Consider the following 15,967-nt stretch of genomic DNA (forward strand, 5'->3'; position numbering starts at 1 on the left):
ATATTTACAATACCAACGAACAGCCCAAAGAATGATTTCACCTTGAAAGTGCCGACCGTGGAAGGGATTCATCTGCTGTATCTCGAAATAAATAAGATATTTAGCTTATCACGTCAGCCTATTTGCAACAGTGCCTAAATTTGCTGCCTCTAAACGATGACATTATTGTCAAAATGCAGGGTATGGGTGGCTCCCCTTAGGGGCATAATTTGTTGAATCCTAGGTTACTATTAAAAAATCAGAAAAAATAGGAGTTTAGAGCTCCCATTTTTTGTTAGCTTTCTAAGTCCCTATGTTAATTTGAAGAATACTTCATCATAACGTCCGAATACAGCTATATTTTTTTGATTTCTACAATATCACTTGATTCAATGAGCGATTGGATATTATCAAATAAACTTTGAATATAATCAGACGCTATATGGATATCTAAATCCTCCCTGCTACGCCATTCTTCTAAGAAAAAATATCTACTCGAGTCATTTTCGCTAATATAAAGCTCATATTTCAAGCATCCTTCTTCGTTAAGTGTAGGCTCTATTACACTTTTTAAAAGCGCTTCTAACGTCTCTTTTTGATCTGACTTTGCCTTAAAGTTCGCAATTATTGAAATAGTCATTATTTCACCTTTAATTTGTTTAGAAGTTTTCTAGTACAATTTTGCCTTTTGACTTGCCTGATTCAAGCAACTTATGCGCCTTCTCCAAGTTTGCAGCGTTAATTTTGCCTAGATTTTGGTTGAGGGTACTTCTAATTTTTTGCTGGTCAACTAATTGGGCAACCTGTTGCAATAGATTACCTTGCTTTTCAATATCATCGGTTTCATACATTGAACGAGTGAACATTAACTCCCAATGGATAGAAATAGATTTAGTCTTAAACGGCATAATATCAAATGTTTGTGGATCATCGATCAATCCAAGCTTGCCTTGTGGTGCAATCAGAGAAACTATTTGCTGGATATATGTTTCTGTATGATTTGTAGAGAATACGTATTTTGGTTTTGCAATGCCTAGTGTCTCGATTTGTGCATTTAAATCTTTGCTATGATCAATGACATGGTCGGCACCAAGTGATTCCACCCAAGATTTCGTTTCTTCACGTGAAGCTGTTGCTATAACGGTCAGATTTGTTTTTGCTTTTAGGAGTTGGATAGCAATTGATCCTACACCGCCTGCACCACCAATAATCAGAATACTGCCAACATCTGTTTCTGAAATTTGAAACCGATCAAACAGCATTTCCCATGCCGTGATAGCAGTTAATGGCAATGCTGCTGCTTCTGCATTAGATACTGTAATTGGTTTAAGACTGATAATTCGTTCATCGACTGCTTGAAACTCAGCATTACTACCATCTCGGGTTAAATCGCCAGCATACCAAACAGACTCTCCTACTTTAAACGAGGTAACTTTTGGGCCAACTTCGATAATTTCCCCAACGGCATCCCAACCTAAAATACGATTATTTGCTTCAGACGAATTTTTTCTCACTTTGGTATCAACTGGATTCACAGAGATTGCCTGAACTTTTACCAGTACATCACGCTCCTTAAGTGTAGGCTTCGCTTTTTCAATATCTACCAATGAATTTTTAAAATCATCATGATTATTTATAACATACGATACGGCTTTCATAGATTTGTCCTTAACTTTAAAAATATAGTAAAAATGGGAGCGAGGTGCTCCCATTTTTTGTTATTCAATAATTAAAACTCTTGGCTCGTTGGGCGCAAAACAATTTCATTAATATCTACATCCGCAGGCTGCTCAATTGCATAAGCAATTGCACGAGCGACTGAGTCAGCTGGTATGGCTTGTTTGTAGAAATCAGTAACAAACTCTGAACTTTCTTTATGAGAAGAACCGAATTTTAGTTCTGACTCAACTGCACCAGGCTCAATAGTCGTCGTTCTAATTGTTCCCCCAACTTCATGACGAAGTCCTTCAGAGATGGCTCTTACAGCAAACTTAGTACCGCTATAAACAGTACCTCCTGGACTAAATACTTTTATCCCTGCAACAGATGCGAGATTAATAAAGTGTCCAAAGTTTTGTTTTTGGAAAACAGGTAGGGTAGCTGCTATACCATAAAGAACACCTTTGATATTAATGTCGATCATACGATCCCATTCATCAACTTTTAGCTCACTTAATGGTGCAATAGACATTAATCCAGCATTGTTTACCAATACATCGATTTGACCAAATGCGCTTAATGCCTTTTCAATAAGTGCTTGTACTTCATGTGGTTTGGTTATATCCATACCAATAAATTCAGCTTGACCACCTTCAGCACGAATGTCGTGAACAATAGCCTCTAATTTTTCAGTACGTCTAGCACCAAGTACAACCTTTGCACCTTTTTTAGCAAGTAAGCGAGCAGTAGCTTCACCTAAACCACTACTTGCACCAGTGATAACAATAACTTTATTTTCTATATTATTCATACAAGTGCCCTTCAACCTATCTGTCAATCATATTTGATGGATTAAGTATTACAGCCTTGATAGGTATAATAAATGAATAATATTATCTTTCAGAATTCCTATTTACGGAATAATTACCAGACCACAGGATTGGACATGCAGAACAAATTGGAAATGATGCGTATCTTTTGTGTCGCAGCAGAGTCTCGAAATTTTAAAGAGGCAGCAACTCAGCTGGGTATTTCCCCGCAGGTAGTGACACGGGCAATAAAAGAGCTAGAAGAGCAGCGCGGAGAGATTCTGTTTTACAGGAGTACCCGACAAATTAAAATTACCGCTGATGGTGAGCGTCTGGCAAAGCAAGCACGTTTTGCGGTGGGATCCATTGATGCTCTGCTTGTAAAAGACACCAAGGAAAAACGAGATGAAATGCGTGGGACTGTCCGTCTTACTGTGTCGTCTGTGTTAGGGCGTAAATTGGTAGTACCTGCACTAGCAGAATTTGCCACACGTTATCCAGACATTGTCGTGGATTGTGTGCTAACAGATTCACACTCGGATGTGATCGATGAGCGGATAGATATCGGGATCAGATTTGGATTTTTGCCGGACAATCGATATGTGGCAAGGGAATTGGCTAAAGTGAACTTTTATTCTGTGGGTACGCCAGAGTTAATTGATAAGGTTGGAATGCCTAAAAAAATTATTGATCTTGATAAATACCCTCTAACAGCACTAGTCGATCATAAAACAGGGCGTTACTGGCCATGGACATTCACCGAAAGTCGAAGCTTCACGCCATCAAAGCCTCATTTTATTACAGATGATCTAGAAGCTGAATTTCAAGCTATTCTCGCTGGGGTTGGATTCGGACACATGCCTGGATTTCTAGTTTTGCCGTGGCTTAGGAGTGGTAAGCTCATTCAGATACTTCATGAGGAAACCTCTCCCGTTTGGCGCCTGTATTTATATCGTCCACAGCGGGGCCCGACACCTTTGCGAATCCGAGCATTGTTTGATTACTTAGCGGAAGTGTTGGGCCATATAGAAACCTGAATCAGATGGAACTAACCTTTTTTCTAGAAAGTAGAAATCAGATAAGACCATCATGTATTTAGAGTAACTACAATTTTTCCTATTTGCTGATTTGATTCAAGATAGCGCTGAGCGTCATGCATGTCCTCAAAGTTAAAGCAACAGTCGATCACTGGACGAAGATATCCTGCACCTATACTGCTAAGAATAAATCGTCTGGCTTGCTCCCTTAGAACAGGATCATGGAGAACCTCAAGGAACAAAAAACCTCGCATGGTTAAGCTCTTGCGTAATGCAACTTTAAGCGGAAATGGTGTGATCTCCGGGCTAAGTGCACCATGCATAACCATAGTTCCTCCCACAGACATCGCTTTTGCAATCTGTTCAATATGTGGTCCTCCTACAGCATCGAAGGCGACATCAAGATATTCTCCACCCAAACGTGAAACAAGCGCCTCATACAAATCTGGTTCATCTTCACTGGCTATAACATTTTTAACACCGAGATCCAGTAAACGTTGCTTTTTCTCTACCGTCTGTGTACTTGCAATGACCTTAGCACCCGCTGCTTCAGCTATCTGTATCGCAGCTAGTCCTACGCTACTTGAAGCTGCTGTGATCAAGATCGTTTTTCCTTTCGAAAGTCCACCAGCATGGATTACACCACCCCAAGCCGTCAAATACTGCATCCAGATTGAAGAAGCTTCTTCCCAGCTTAAACTATCGGGTTTGTGAACTAAAAAAGTTTCTGGAATCAGAAGCTTGTCCGCATATGTCCCATATTTGGCTAGATTGTCAGTCGGAAGAATCGATACTGCATCTCCTGGAGAAAATTGGCGTACACCTTCACCTATTGCCAGAACTATGCCTGCTCCCTCATATCCCAGACGAGAAGGGAATACTGCTTTTTGAATATAAGTACCACGCCGAAACATTACATCAGCCCGGTTGAGTCCGATCGTTTTCATCTGGATTAGAACTTCTCCTGCTGCTGGTAAAGCAACAGGAAGTGTTTCTAATGTCAGAACATCTGTATCTCCAATACTATTGAAGCGCCAAGTCTTGGCCTGAAGTGCGTTAAATGACATCAATCACGACCTTAATATTGGCAGAGCGATCTTGAACAGCATCATGAGCCTCAATCGCTTGGTCTAGAGTAAAATGACGAGGATCAACAAGAGGACGCAGTTTACCTTCCTCAACAAGACGAGTCGCGATCTTAAGGATATCACCATGATGAGCACGGCGATTGCCTGTTAACATCGGCATTAGGACGAATACGCCAGACACTGTGGCACACCGTAGAGATGAACTCGCTAAATTATGATTACCAAATGCAGCACAGCTGGTAATGTGGCCATAGTGAGTTGTCATGGAAAGTGAAGCTTCGAGTACTGGACCACCCACAGTGTCGTAAACAATGTTAAAACCTTGACCCTCAGGGCTTGCAGCAATAATGTCATCGGAAGATGCTGTTGTGTAATCGAGAGGTGTTGCACCGAGTTCTGAAATCAGTGGTTGATCAGCTGTACGACCAGTCGCCCAAACATTTGCATCAAGTGATTTTGCAAGCTGAACAACCATATAACCAACGCCACCAGCACCACCCTGAACCAGTACAGTTTGCCCTGGTTGGACCTTCGCGTTATCCACTAAACCTTCCCAAGCGGTGAGGAACGTCAATGGTAGTACTGCTGCCTCGCGCATAGAGATATTCCGTGGCTTTAATGCAATCAGATCGGCATCTGCTACAATATATTCTGCTAAAGATCCTTGAAGACCACGAACGCCACCAATCAGACCGTAAACTTCATCTCCAACGTTGAAGTGGGTGACACCTTCACCAACAGCAGTTACAACCCCAGCCATATCTGTTCCCAACACGGCAGGAAGCTCTGGCATAGCATATGGTGCTTCACCAAGACGAATTTTATAATCAATAGGGTTTACACCACTAGCATGAATACGTACTAGAACTTGCCCAGCCTCTGGTTGAGGTATAGGGAGTTCTACACGTTTAAATTCATGATCACCAAAATTTTCTAGGATAAGAGCATTCATCATCTTATTCATAGTTGTTCCTTATTCTTAACTGGGGGATGATATGCACAGTACCAAAGTAAATTAATCCAATAAATGATATTTATAGGATTTAATAATTCCTAAATAATGAATAATAAATATCATCCGCTCACTAAAAATATTCTAGTACAGTCTGTAAAGGCAGTTTAATCTAAACTGTCGGTAGTATTTTCAAGGCTTGAAACGTTCGAAATATCTACAAAGTGGCTAAAATTTGAAACATAATTCTAAAAGGTCACAGCATTACAAAGAACATGAGACAAAATAAAAAATGGGAGCTAAAAGTCCCATTTTTTTTGTGACCTTCGCATAAGCTCTACGATGTTAATTTAAAAAAACTAAAAACAGGGATAGAAAATTTTCGCTAAAGACCTTTTTGATTTTTCGATTTATAAAAATTATTGCTTTTTTTATACTATGGGGTACTATAGTATTAATGCTAGCAAATAAGGAGGTCTGATGCCTAATCAGGTTGAAGACAAAAAAAAGATTCTTCTACGCGTCAGAAAGATCAAAGGTCAGACGCAAGCGATTGAAAAAGCGTTAGAAGACAATGTGGAATGTGGTGCAATTCTGCAACAAATATGCTCTGTGCGTGGTGCTATTAATGGTTTAATGAATGAGATGTTAGAGGTTCATTTAAAGGACACTTTAGTATCAGGTGAAACCACAGAACAACAACGGAAAGAAGAATTGGCTGAAATCGCCAAGATTCTAAAATCATATTTAAAATAGATCTGTATAAGGAATTATTCCATGAAGTCACGTGCTGCCGTTGCGTTTGGTCCTGGTCAACCTCTTCAAATTGTTGAAGTTGATGTTGCACCACCGAAGAAAGGTGAAGTATTAATCAAGATTTCCCATACCGGTGTGTGTCATACAGACGCATTTACTTTATCTGGCGATGATCCTGAAGGCGTTTTTCCGGCTATTCTCGGGCATGAAGGTGCTGGTGTTGTAGTTGAGGTTGGTGAAGGCGTGACTAGCGTCAAACCAGGTGATCATGTAATTCCACTTTACACTGCTGAATGTGGCGAGTGCGTATTCTGTAAATCTGGAAAATCGAACTTGTGTATTTCCGTTCGCGAAACTCAAGGTAGAGGCGTAATGCCAGATGGTACCACTCGTTTTTCCTACAATGGTCAACCGATTTACCACTATATGGGCTGCTCAACGTTCAGTGAATACACTGTAGTGGCAGAAGTATCATTGGCTAAAATCAATCCTGAAGCCAATCACGAACATGTCTGCTTACTGGGTTGTGGTGTCACAACGGGTATCGGTGCAGTACATAACACGGCTAAAGTGCAAGAAGGTGATAGTGTTGCGGTCTTTGGTTTAGGTGGTATTGGTTTGGCAGTCGTACAAGCCGCACGTCAAGCTAAAGCAGGACGTATTATTGTGGTTGACATGAATCCAGATAAATTTGCGCTGGCAAAAGAGTTTGGTGCAACGGACTTCTTGAACCCTAAAGATTACGATAAACCAATCCAGCAAGTCATTGTCGAAATGACTGGCTGGGGTGTAGATCATTCATTTGAATGTATTGGTAACGTGAATGTGATGCGTGCAGCTCTTGAAAGTGCACACCGTGGCTGGGGACAATCCGTAATTATTGGTGTAGCTGGCGCAGGTCAGGAAATCTCTACCCGTCCATTCCAACTGGTTACTGGTCGTAAATGGCTAGGTTCTGCCTTTGGTGGCGTAAAAGGTCGTACGCAACTTCCAGGAATGGTTGAAGATGCCATGAAAGGTAAAATTCAATTAGAACCATTTGTGACACATACGATGGGCTTGGATCAGATCAATGAAGCCTTTGATCTAATGCATGAAGGTAAGTCAATTCGTACTGTAATTCATTACGAATAATTCCGTCAGACCTTATAGTTTTCCATGCATGTGAATCATGAATGACATTCATGGAATCCTCTAAAACGGCACATTATCTGTAAAACCGATCTATCTGTGTAGGCATCGTGTATAGGTTCAACAAACCTGCCTACATTTTAAATCTTAATCACTATTCTCTGTGGAGAATGTCAGACTCTTTGTTTACTCGATTTCTCATGAAGTCTTGCTCAACATAGGTAATTGATTATGGAAATAATTGAGAAACATGCTTCTTTTGGTGGATCGCAAGAAGTGTATCGCCATCAGTCAACAGCATTAAACTGTTCAATGAAATTCTCAATATATCTGCCACCTCATGACAAAGATGAGCGGTTGCCAGTTTTATATTGGTTATCAGGGCTGACTTGCAACGAACAGAACTTTATTACTAAAGCCGGAGCACAAAAGTATGCGGCTGAACATAAAGTCATTATTGTTGCAACAGATACCAGCCCACGTGGAGAGGATGTACCAGATCATGCAGATTATGATTTAGGCCAAGGCGCAGGATTCTATGTGAATGCAACACAAGCACCCTGGTCGCAGCATTTCAAAATGTATGATTACATTGTGGAAGAGCTCAGAAATCTGATTGACCTAAATTTTCCGACCAATCAAGTCCAAAGTATTATGGGTCATAGCATGGGTGGTCATGGTGCATTAGTAATTGGGTTAAAAAATCCTGAGCTGTATAAAAGTATTTCTGCTTTTGCACCAATTGTTGCACCTAGCCAAGTACCTTGGGGGAAAAAGGCTTTTACACACTATCTAGGTGAAACCGAAACTTTATGGAAAAGCTATGATGCGATTGAATTAATCAAAAACGCTGAAGTTCATTTACCTATTTTAGTCGATCAGGGAACAGCTGATGATTTTCTTGAAGAACAGTTAAGGCCTAAGCTTCTTAGTGATATTTGTTTGGAACAAGAATATCCTCTTACACTTAACCTAAGAGAAGGGTATGACCATAGCTATTACTTCATTGCGAGCTTTATAGAGAAACATATAGAGTTCCACAGCAAATTCCTAGCTAAATAACTTTCATAGATATGAGGATGTACAATGTTGTTCTTGAGTGCTTCTTGAGCAATATAATTTCCAGATGAAGAGGTCAGGTTATAAATCTAAGGTAGAGTCAATTGATCCTTATATAACTAAGATTGAATTTAATCATCTCATATCTTAATTTTTTGATTCAAATGTTATTGATATTAACTTGAATAAATTCATAGCATTATGTCGAAATAAAAACCTAAATTTTGGCTCAGCTATGGGATGTTTTTTAACTTTTATACAACAAAACTTTCTGACATGCATACATTAGCAATGACAGAATCAGTTTGAATTTTAATCAATTGTGGAGTTTTAGTCATGCTTAAAACAGCTTTATATGTCCGTCTTGAAGCTAAACCGGGTAAAGAAGACGAAGTGGAAGCTTTCCTTAAAGCCGGTTTACCTATTGTAATGGAAGAACCTGCGACAGTTGCGTGGTTTGGCTTACGTCTTGGACCTACAACATTTGGTATTTTTGATGCATTTCCTGATGAGGCGGGTCGCCAAGCGCATTTATCTGGCAAGGTTGCAGCTGCGTTGATGGCTCAGGCCGAAGAGCTATTTTCAGAGCCACCGTCTATTGAAAAAGTAGATGTTTTGGCGAGTAAACTACCAGCTTAAACCGACGCTTAAATGTATGAGGGTGCTGCCTGAAATTTTGAATGAAAGGCAGCACTTTAACGCTTTGAGGTTTGTCAGAGGCTTTTTATTCAAGTTGGGCTACTTTATTTATTGGCTTAATCCCATCATTTAAATGGGTCAATATCCAAAACAGGGCAGGGTAAATATACGAATGCAACTATTTACATGCTTTATATTGAACCAATCTATCTAATTTACTGTCGCATTTGTACATCTGCTAAACCGTGCCAATCTGCTTTTAAAATATTTAATCATCGTTATTTTGTATGAGTCATTCACTGTTTTAGCCAATGCGTTCACGACCATGTCAGTAGTCATACATGTTGATACCTTCCATACAACAATCGCTCGTGAAAATACATCAATAATAAAAGTGTTATAGAACAAGCCTGAATGTGTTTAACCATCACTAAAGTCGCCAAGCTGAAATAATTTTTATAAAAATAGACGACTGGTCTATTTTTATGTATAGTTAGCACATGGTGCAGTCAAAAGCCGCAGTGTTGTCCAATTTTTTTAAAGTTTATTTGATGAATAACGGTGGTTTTTCAAATCAATTAGTTGATCATCCTAGGATAAAAATATGCTGAATTTTAACTTTTATAATCCGACCCGCATTATTTTTGGTGGCGATACAATAGCTAAAATCAATGACTATGTGCCTACAGAAGCAAAAGTATTAATGTTGTTTGGTGGTGAAAGTGCACGTAAGAATGGTACTTTAGCTGAAGTGCGTGAAGCATTAGGTGCAAGAGAAATTCATGAATTTGGCGGAATTGAGCCGAATCCGAGTTACGAAACCCTCATGAAAGCTGTAGAGCTGATTCGAGAACAAAAGATTGATTTCTTGATGGCTGTCGGTGGTGGATCGGTAATTGATGGTACTAAATTTATTGCAGCAGCAGTCAATTATACAGGGGATACATGGGAGATTTTAGAAACCCATGGTACTAAAATTACTCAAGCTTTGCCTTTTGCGAGTGTACTCACCCTTCCGGCAACTGGTTCAGAAATGAATAGCGGTGGGGTAGTAACCAGAAAATCGACCCAAGCCAAATTGTCATTTAGCAACCCCTATGTTTTTCCGCAATTTTCCGTACTGGATCCGAATAAAACTTTTAGCTTGCCGACGCGCCAGTTAGCAAATGGCGTGGTTGATGCATTTATTCATGTCATGGAACAGTACTTAACTTACCCTGTGAATGCACAAGTACAAGATCGTTTTGCCGAAGGTCTATTGCAAACTTTGATTGAGATTGGACCGAAAATCTTGGAAGATTCAGCAGATTATGACACGCGTGCGAATTTGATGTGGGCTGCTAGCATGGCACTGAATGGGCTGATTGGAGCTGGTGTACCACAAGATTGGTCAACCCATTTGATTGGGCATGAGCTCACGGCTTTACATGGTATTGATCATGCTCGTACCTTGGCTATTGTGTTGCCGGCCAATCTACAAGTGCGTCGTCAAGAGAAGCGAGAAAAATTACTACAGTATGCAGCTCGAGTCTGGCAGATTGTCGAAGGTGATGAAGAACAACGTATTGATACTGCTATTGCTCGTACTCGAGCCTTCTTTGAGCAACTTGGATTGCCGACTCGTCTTAGCGATTATGGACTGGGGGAGACAGATATTGAGATCATCATTACGCAACTTAAATCACATAATCTTACACAGCTAGGCGAACATAAAAATGTTTCATTAGAGATCAGTCGCCAAATTCTCGAGATGAGCATCTAAGCTAAATGCGCGTATATGGCATGCTCTGACCCTGTAACAATGCTCCTCAATCATGAAAATTATCGGAGAAATAACATGAAAATTTTAATCGTTTTAACCTCACATGATCAACTTGGCAATACTGGTAAGAAAACAGGTTTCTGGCTAGAGGAACTTGCTGCACCGTATTACACCTTTATTGACTCTGGTGCTGAAGTTACGCTGGCGTCGCCTCAAGGTGGGCAGCCACCACTAGATCCGAAAGTAATTTAGCCGATGCTCAAACTGAAACCACTCATCGTTTTGAAGCAGATCCAACTGCAATGCAAGCATTGGCACAGACGCATAAACTTAGCGAAATTTCTGTAGCTGATTATGATGCAGTGTTTTATCCAGGCGGGCATGGCCCATTGTGGGATTTAGCAGAAGATCCGATTTCAATTTCTCTGATTGAACAGGCGATTCAGTCTGGCAAACCTGTTGCAGCAGTGTGTCATGCCCCGGGTGTTCTTCGTCATGTGAAAGCGAGTAATGGAGCGCCCTTAGTTAGCGGTAAATTAGTGACTGGTTTCACCAATACTGAGGAGGCCGCTGTAGGTTTGACTGAAATTGTACCATTTTTAGTCGAAGACATGCTTAAACAAAACGGTGGTCATTATTCTAAAGTGGATGATTGGCAAGTACATGTTCAAGTAGATGGCTTGCTGGTTACTGGACAAAATCCAGCATCTTCTGCTGCAACTGCCTCAGCATTACTTCAATTGTTGAAATAAAGAGTAGCTAGTGTCTGTTGTGGTACTTACCAGTGAATAAACTTCTGACTCTGAGCAACTGGCGCAATAAGCAAAATAATCCTCACTTAATGGTGAAGGGCCTGAGTGAATAGCTTTCCTTTATTTATTTTTCTATATACAGGAAGGATATTTTTTTTAATTTAGATCAATTAAGTCATGATGACTTGGATACAATGAAATGAAAGACAGCAAACTTTTTCAAAACTTAAGCTTAGGCCCTTATGTTTTGCAAAACCGTATTGTATTGCCACCATTAACGCGGTCGCGCAGTACTCAGCCAGGGAATATTCCAAATGAACTGATGGCAACCTATTATCAACAGCGTGCCGGGGCAGGATTTATGGTCACCGAAGGTACGCAAATCGAGCCACGTGGTCAAGGCTATGCTTGGACTCCCGGTATTTACAGCCCTGAACAGATTGCTGGATGGCGTAAAGTGACGGAAGCAGTGCATGCTAAAGGAGGCATTATTTTTGCACAACTTTGGCATGTTGGGCGTGTTTCACATACATCTTTGCAACCCGATCATGCATCACCGGTCGCGCCCTCGGCTATTAGGGCTGATAGTAATGTTAAAGTCTTTATTGAGACCGGGCCCAATGCGGGGGCCTTGGCTGATCCTTCAATGCCACGTGCTTTAAGCAATGCAGAAGTTAAAGAATTAGTGCAACTCTATGCTCAAGCAGCGCGTAATGCCTTGGCTGCTGGTTTTGATGGAGTTGAAATTCATTGTGCAAATGGTTATTTGGTGAACCAATTTATCTCTGCACATAGTAACCACCGTGAAGATGAATATGGTGGATCACTAAACAATCGTTTGCGTTTTTTACGTGAAGTAGTAGAGGCAGTTGCTGAGGTAGTTGGTGCAGATCGTTTAGGAGTGCGTTTTGCCCCCTTATTTGAAAGTACAGAGGAAGATCGTGTCTACATGGGTTTAGTTGAAGATGATCCACATGTGACTTATATTGAGGCCATAAAGATACTTGAAGAAGTTGGGATTGCCTATTTATCGATTGCAGAAGCTGATTGGGATAATGCACCAGAACTTCCTCATGATTTTCGTAGAGATGTCAGAGACACTTTCAGTGGTCGGATTATATATGCAGGTCGATATACGGCAGAAAGAGGGACTCGAATTTTAGAGGCAGGACTGGCCGATTTAATTGCATTTGGACGTCCATTTATTGCGAATCCAGATTTACCCGATCGCATCGCCAATGTCTGGCCATTGAATGCAGTAGATGCAAGCAGTATGTATGGTGGGACGGAAAAAGGCTATATTGATTATCCAGCTTACGCAGATTAATATCGACTAAGTAAGTTATTTTGCCAACCTTTGTGGTTGGCAAAATAAGGACTTAGGATTGCTGTTGCCAGCATAAATTCTTCTTAAAACAAATTCTTAAAATTTTTTAGCTGTGTAATGAGCCAACCTGCCAGTGGGAAAGAAATCAGTTGCGTTACTGGCACTAATACTATGACTTCAATCAACACCATCATCGGGAAACTTTGATGCTGTGTAATTGGCTTTAATAAAGTGAGAACCAGTAATAGTGTGGGATATAAGCCTAAATAACCAACTAAAATACGAGTCATGAGGGCTTTAGAAGGAGAATTCATTGTGCGCTATACTCATGGATTGTAAATTGATCTAATAGCAACACAATAATAGGTAATCATTGGACTGCTATCATGAATTATTAATTATGTAGTTGATATTTAATTTTTATGAATCTTCACTTTTTAATAGAAATTTAGTTGCTCTCAGAGCTTGATGTAATGGTGTTTTATCTTTTTGCAACTTACTCAGTAATGCTGCACCTAACCACATTTGGTAAAGTACTTGTGCCAAAGTAGAGGCCTCGGTATCTGCTTGGATAGACTGATCCTGTTTTCCCAAATCAATTAAACCAGCAATACGTTGGATTACATCATCAACGCCAGCGGACATAATCGAGCGCATATCTTCAGATAGATCGGCAACTTCTGCGGCAAGTTTCACAATTAAACAGCTATCCGCCCAACCACACTGTGTTTCAGGATCTTCTATCCATAAATTAAAATACTCAATCAGCTTTTGATAAGGGGATTTATCACAACGCCATACATCATTTAAACGGACTTGGTAATTGTCTACATAATGCTGTACCAATTCACATCCGAAAGCTTCCTTAGATTGGAAATAATGATAAAACGAGCCTTTAGGGATTTCACAGCTCTGTAAAATTTCCTGTAATCCTACGCCAGTAAAACCTTTATGCAAAATCAGGTCTGAACTGGTGTTAAGAATGTGTAAGCGCTTCGCTTCAGACTTTTTAATAGGAGTAGGCTTCATATTAATTATTTACTCTATTGTAAAAAATAGACCAGTCGTATTGTTTTTTATTATAACTCATCTACAATGGATGTAAAGAAATTTTAATCACAGTTTTTGATTGTGAAGAAAAATACTTTTAAATAAAACATGGAGTTATATGTGTGAAAACAGTTATTAATCAACGCATCGTTTTAGCTAAACGGCCAGTGGGTGAGCCAAAACACAGCGATTTTCGTATTGAACAAGTTGAGCTCAATGAACTTAAACAAGGCGAGATATTGTTAAAAACCATTTACTTGTCACTCGATCCTTATATGCGTGGTCGCATGAGCGATGCTCCTTCATATGCAGCACCGGTTGAAATTGGCGAAGTGATGGTCGGTGGAACAGTCAGTCAAGTGGTGGCCTCTAAAAACCCAAAATTCAAAGAAGGCGAGTGGGTTCTTTCCGGAAATGGCTGGCAGGGCTACGCAATTTCTAATGGGTCTGCCTGTCAAAGCTTAGGTATGCAACCTGAACATCCATCTTGGGCATTGGGTATTTTGGGAATGCCAGGATTTACTGCTTATATGGGGTTGTTGGACATTGGTCAGCCTAAAGCCGGTGAAACATTAGTCGTTGCAGCTGCAACGGGACCTGTTGGTGCTACGGTTGGACAAATTGGCAAACTTAAAGGTTGTCGCGTGGTTGGCGTCGCAGGTGGGCCTGAAAAATGCCGTTATGCAGTAGAAGAACTCGGCTTCGATGCTTGTATCAATCATCATGATGAAAATTTTGCAGAACAATTACAACAAGCAGCTCCCAACGGTATTGATATTTATTATGAGAATGTCGGGGGTAAAGTGTTTGATGCGGTATGGCCATTGCTTAACTCTGCGGCACGTGTACCGGTGTGTGGTGTGGTTTCCCAGTATAACGCTACCGAGCAAGCACAAGGGCCAGACCGTTTACCGGGCTTTATTTCCACCCTTTTAAAAAAGCGTATTCGCATGCAAGGCTTTATTATTTTTGATGATTATGGCAGTCAGTATCCGGAATTCTATCAGCAAATGTCTGAATGGTTGAAAGACGGAAAAATCAAATATAAAGAGCATATGGTGCAAGGTTTAGATAACACGATCAATGCTTTCAATGGTATGTTGAAAGGCGAAAACTTTGGCAAAGTGGTTGTAAAAATTTAAAAAAATAGGAATTATCATGATCACACTACATCATTTAGATCAATCACGTTCTTTTCGTATTTTGTGGTTACTTGAAGAAATCAAGCAGCCCTATGAGCTGAAACGCTATTATCGTGACTCAAGCACGCATTTGGCCCCTGACTCTTTAAAAACCATTCACCCTTTAGGGAAATCTCCAGTATTGGAATGGGATGGCAAAGTTATTGCAGAGTCAGGCGCAATCGTTGAGTTATTAATTCAGAAACTTGCGCCGCATTTAGCACCAGATATGGATGAATCTACCTATGTCGATTATCTACAGTGGATTCATTTCTCAGAAAGCTCTGCCATGCTGCCATTTTTGTTAAAAACGTTTAATACGATAGAAACCAAGCAGGGCACGAAGTTGGTATTTCTAGAAAATTATACTCAAGTTGAGTTCGATAAAGTATTTGGCCATTTAAATGAATATTTAAAAGATAAAGAATTTCTAGTGGCAGACCGTTTAACCGGTGCTGACTTCATGATGGGCTTTGGACTACATGCTTTAGTTTATCATATGGGACAAGGTGAAAATTATCCCCATATCCAACGTTACGTAGCAGGTTTAAGCCAACTACCTAGCTGGCAAGCCGCAGTACAAATTGAACAAAATGGTGTGAAAAGTCAAAAATAGCAAGATTGTTTTTTTAAGGCAATTGAGAAAAAGAATCATGATTGACAAGTACATCTGGTTATAAAATAAGCTGACACTTATTTAAAGTAAACGCCTAATGAATTTCATCGGGCGTTCTCTATTTTAAAGATAAGGAATTACCATTATTTAAGATAAGTTTCGCCTATTCT

At 40.1% G+C, this 15,967-nt stretch carries 16 protein-coding genes and 3 pseudogenes; 10 read left to right on the plus strand and 9 right to left on the minus strand.

Translation table 11 applies throughout. The features are described 5' to 3' along the window. From AC1IR0_RS14895 to AC1IR0_RS14910, 4 genes and pseudogenes are all read right to left on the minus strand, one after another. Positions 1-72 (minus strand): annotated as a pseudogene (locus AC1IR0_RS14895) (IS6 family transposase); the annotation flags it as partial. Between the two features lie 262 nt (positions 73-334). Beyond that, a complete protein-coding gene (locus AC1IR0_RS14900) occupies positions 335-619 on the minus strand; it encodes a putative quinol monooxygenase (protein ID WP_171265313.1) in 285 nt (94 codons plus the stop codon). A gap of 19 nt (positions 620-638) precedes the next feature. After that, positions 639-1,637 carry a zinc-binding alcohol dehydrogenase family protein gene (locus tag AC1IR0_RS14905; protein WP_171265324.1) on the minus strand — a complete coding sequence of 333 codons (999 nt, stop codon included), beginning with the start codon at positions 1,635-1,637 and terminating at the stop codon, positions 639-641. Between the two features lie 71 nt (positions 1,638-1,708). After that, entirely contained in the window at positions 1,709-2,449 is a 741-nt protein-coding gene (locus AC1IR0_RS14910; protein WP_048881947.1) for an SDR family oxidoreductase, read from the minus strand. A 135-nt stretch (positions 2,450-2,584) separates the two neighbouring features. On the opposite strand from AC1IR0_RS14910, the gene AC1IR0_RS14915 reads away from it, so the two are divergent. Further along, complete coding sequence (locus AC1IR0_RS14915; protein ID WP_479741528.1) at positions 2,585-3,484, plus strand: LysR family transcriptional regulator; 900 nt, start codon at positions 2,585-2,587, stop codon at positions 3,482-3,484. 50 nt (positions 3,485-3,534) lie between these two features. Here the strand turns inward: AC1IR0_RS14915 and AC1IR0_RS14920 are convergent, their stop codons facing one another. After that, a complete protein-coding gene (locus AC1IR0_RS14920) occupies positions 3,535-4,551 on the minus strand; it encodes a zinc-dependent alcohol dehydrogenase family protein (protein ID WP_004647737.1) in 1,017 nt (338 codons plus the stop codon). Beyond that, positions 4,541-5,536: a zinc-dependent alcohol dehydrogenase family protein gene (locus AC1IR0_RS14925; protein WP_479741522.1), complete on the minus strand. Its 996-nt coding sequence runs from the start codon at positions 5,534-5,536 to the stop codon at positions 4,541-4,543. Before AC1IR0_RS14925 ends, AC1IR0_RS14920 begins: the two co-directional genes overlap by 11 nt. Positions 5,537-6,004: 468 nt before the next feature. Between AC1IR0_RS14925 and AC1IR0_RS14930 the strand changes: the two genes are divergently transcribed. The 4 genes from AC1IR0_RS14930 to AC1IR0_RS14945 all read left to right on the plus strand — a co-directional run bounded on the left by AC1IR0_RS14930 (position 6,005) and on the right by AC1IR0_RS14945 (position 9,109). Then, entirely contained in the window at positions 6,005-6,280 is a 276-nt protein-coding gene (locus tag AC1IR0_RS14930; protein ID WP_001133624.1) for a metal/formaldehyde-sensitive transcriptional repressor, read from the plus strand. 21 nt (positions 6,281-6,301) lie between these two features. Beyond that, positions 6,302-7,414, plus strand: coding sequence for an S-(hydroxymethyl)glutathione dehydrogenase/class III alcohol dehydrogenase (locus AC1IR0_RS14935; RefSeq protein WP_000842149.1), 1,113 nt, complete (start codon positions 6,302-6,304; stop codon positions 7,412-7,414). Positions 7,415-7,642: 228 nt separating this feature from the next. Beyond that, positions 7,643-8,473, plus strand: a complete 831-nt coding sequence (gene fghA / locus AC1IR0_RS14940; RefSeq protein WP_005400053.1) for an S-formylglutathione hydrolase — start codon at positions 7,643-7,645, stop codon at positions 8,471-8,473. A 333-nt stretch (positions 8,474-8,806) separates the two neighbouring features. Then, positions 8,807-9,109, plus strand: a complete 303-nt coding sequence (locus AC1IR0_RS14945; RefSeq protein WP_000920558.1) for a putative quinol monooxygenase — start codon at positions 8,807-8,809, stop codon at positions 9,107-9,109. 85 nt (positions 9,110-9,194) lie between these two features. Here AC1IR0_RS14945 and AC1IR0_RS14950 read toward each other — a convergent pair. Next, positions 9,195-9,529, minus strand: a pseudogene (locus tag AC1IR0_RS14950) (IS3 family transposase); the annotation flags it as partial. A gap of 184 nt (positions 9,530-9,713) precedes the next feature. Between AC1IR0_RS14950 and AC1IR0_RS14955 the strand changes: the two are divergent. The 3 genes and pseudogenes from AC1IR0_RS14955 to AC1IR0_RS14965 all read left to right on the plus strand — a co-directional run bounded on the left by AC1IR0_RS14955 (position 9,714) and on the right by AC1IR0_RS14965 (position 12,950). Then, on the plus strand, positions 9,714-10,871 hold the full coding sequence (locus AC1IR0_RS14955) for an iron-containing alcohol dehydrogenase (RefSeq protein ID WP_479741523.1): 1,158 nt from the start codon (positions 9,714-9,716) through the stop codon (positions 10,869-10,871). A gap of 75 nt (positions 10,872-10,946) precedes the next feature. Further along, a pseudogene (locus AC1IR0_RS14960) lies at positions 10,947-11,623 on the plus strand (type 1 glutamine amidotransferase domain-containing protein). A gap of 199 nt (positions 11,624-11,822) precedes the next feature. Further along, positions 11,823-12,950, plus strand: coding sequence for an alkene reductase (locus AC1IR0_RS14965; protein ID WP_004733177.1), 1,128 nt, complete (start codon positions 11,823-11,825; stop codon positions 12,948-12,950). Between the two features lie 83 nt (positions 12,951-13,033). Here the strand turns inward: AC1IR0_RS14965 and AC1IR0_RS14970 are convergent, their stop codons facing one another. Both AC1IR0_RS14970 and AC1IR0_RS14975 read right to left on the minus strand, forming a co-directional pair. Then, positions 13,034-13,264 (minus strand): hypothetical protein, encoded by a 231-nt coding sequence (locus AC1IR0_RS14970; protein ID WP_001087973.1) that lies wholly within the window; start codon positions 13,262-13,264, stop codon positions 13,034-13,036. A gap of 106 nt (positions 13,265-13,370) precedes the next feature. Continuing rightward, positions 13,371-13,979 (minus strand): TetR/AcrR family transcriptional regulator, encoded by a 609-nt coding sequence (locus tag AC1IR0_RS14975; protein WP_004733176.1) that lies wholly within the window; start codon positions 13,977-13,979, stop codon positions 13,371-13,373. Between the two features lie 143 nt (positions 13,980-14,122). Here AC1IR0_RS14975 and AC1IR0_RS14980 point away from each other — a divergent pair, with 143 nt between their 5' ends. Both AC1IR0_RS14980 and AC1IR0_RS14985 read left to right on the plus strand, forming a co-directional pair. After that, complete coding sequence (locus AC1IR0_RS14980) at positions 14,123-15,142, plus strand: NADP-dependent oxidoreductase (RefSeq protein ID WP_004733175.1); 1,020 nt, start codon at positions 14,123-14,125, stop codon at positions 15,140-15,142. 16 nt (positions 15,143-15,158) lie between these two features. Further along, a complete protein-coding gene (locus tag AC1IR0_RS14985) occupies positions 15,159-15,797 on the plus strand; it encodes a glutathione S-transferase family protein (RefSeq protein ID WP_004281825.1) in 639 nt (212 codons plus the stop codon). Positions 15,798-15,967 lie beyond the last annotated feature (170 nt).

The sequence above is a fragment of the Acinetobacter sp. 129952 genome (genome assembly GCF_056642055.1).

Bases quoted from the DNA above. Each gene is read 5' to 3' on its own strand.
- AC1IR0_RS14955 (WP_479741523.1), top strand. From the start codon at position 9,714: ATGCTGAATTTTAACTTTTATAATCCGACCCGCATTATTTTTGGTGGC.
- AC1IR0_RS14900 (WP_171265313.1), bottom strand. From the start codon at position 619: ATGACTATTTCAATAATTGCGAACTTTAAGGCAAAGTCAGATCAAAAA.
- AC1IR0_RS14945 (WP_000920558.1), top strand. From the start codon at position 8,807: ATGCTTAAAACAGCTTTATATGTCCGTCTTGAAGCTAAACCGGGTAAA.
- AC1IR0_RS14925 (WP_479741522.1), bottom strand. From the start codon at position 5,536: ATGAATAAGATGATGAATGCTCTTATCCTAGAAAATTTTGGTGATCAT.
- AC1IR0_RS14915 (WP_479741528.1), top strand. From the start codon at position 2,585: ATGCAGAACAAATTGGAAATGATGCGTATCTTTTGTGTCGCAGCAGAG.
- AC1IR0_RS14930 (WP_001133624.1), top strand. From the start codon at position 6,005: ATGCCTAATCAGGTTGAAGACAAAAAAAAGATTCTTCTACGCGTCAGA.
- AC1IR0_RS14910 (WP_048881947.1), bottom strand. From the start codon at position 2,449: ATGAATAATATAGAAAATAAAGTTATTGTTATCACTGGTGCAAGTAGT.
- AC1IR0_RS14935 (WP_000842149.1), top strand. From the start codon at position 6,302: ATGAAGTCACGTGCTGCCGTTGCGTTTGGTCCTGGTCAACCTCTTCAA.
- AC1IR0_RS14920 (WP_004647737.1), bottom strand. From the start codon at position 4,551: ATGTCATTTAACGCACTTCAGGCCAAGACTTGGCGCTTCAATAGTATT.
- AC1IR0_RS14985 (WP_004281825.1), top strand. From the start codon at position 15,159: ATGATCACACTACATCATTTAGATCAATCACGTTCTTTTCGTATTTTG.
- fghA (WP_005400053.1), top strand. From the start codon at position 7,643: ATGGAAATAATTGAGAAACATGCTTCTTTTGGTGGATCGCAAGAAGTG.
- AC1IR0_RS14905 (WP_171265324.1), bottom strand. From the start codon at position 1,637: ATGAAAGCCGTATCGTATGTTATAAATAATCATGATGATTTTAAAAAT.
- AC1IR0_RS14970 (WP_001087973.1), bottom strand. From the start codon at position 13,264: ATGAATTCTCCTTCTAAAGCCCTCATGACTCGTATTTTAGTTGGTTAT.
- AC1IR0_RS14965 (WP_004733177.1), top strand. From the start codon at position 11,823: ATGAAAGACAGCAAACTTTTTCAAAACTTAAGCTTAGGCCCTTATGTT.
- AC1IR0_RS14975 (WP_004733176.1), bottom strand. From the start codon at position 13,979: ATGAAGCCTACTCCTATTAAAAAGTCTGAAGCGAAGCGCTTACACATT.